Here is a 719-nt window from a genome sequence, read left to right on the forward strand (position 1 = left end):
CCCGCTGCTCGACGGCCCCGCCGCCACGCCGCCCGGCCGTCCCGTACGCCGGCCGCCCGCCCGGACGCGTTGAGTGCACGATCCGTGTCGAGAATCCGCCCGAACTCGACACAAATCGTGCACTCAACTCGTGCGCGAGCCGCCGGTGCCGGGTGCGGGCGGTGCGGTGGGTCGGTCGTGCGCCAGCCGCGCACGCACCTCACTGGGGAGCATGGACTCGCGCAGCGCCAGGCGTTCGTCGAGGGTCCAGGTGGTGAGAATGCTGTCGAGCGTCCAGAGACGGGGGAGTGCCGAACGCTCGGCCCGATCGACGGTCGCGTGCATTCGCCGGACCGCTGCCTGACGGTCGTGCAGCTCGCCGGCGATGAAGGTGAAGTACTCCAGACCATGATCGCGGAGTCGGCCCTCGCGTCCGATGTCCTTGCGGCGCCGATGCGTCTCCTGATGGTGGTGGCCGTCGTACTCGCCGGCCACGCCGAGCTCGGGGGACAGCAGATCAGGCTTGGCCAGGATGCGGACCTGCTTCCCGACCGCGAAGACAGTGCGATTGCACACCGGAGTCGGCAGCCCGGCATCCAAGATCCAGATCAGGCGCATGAGGGTTTCGCGCGGTGACTCAGATCCTTCGATGGCCAGCGAGAACGCCTGATGGGCCAGACGGAGGCCACGCTGCTTCGGAGCCCGTTCGAGGTAGGCGCCGAACAACATCAGCGAGGTGA

Annotated in this window: 1 pseudogene; it reads right to left on the minus strand. The window is 68.8% G+C overall.

What is annotated here, in order from left to right:
• Nucleotides 1-123 precede the first annotated feature (123 nt).
• Nucleotides 124-719, minus strand: a pseudogene (locus tag NJ4_RS26190) (hypothetical protein); the annotation flags it as partial.

Source organism: Nocardioides jensenii JCM 1364 = NBRC 14755 (assembly GCF_001552535.1).
GTDB classification, from domain to species: domain Bacteria; phylum Actinomycetota; class Actinomycetes; order Propionibacteriales; family Nocardioidaceae; genus Nocardioides; species Nocardioides jensenii.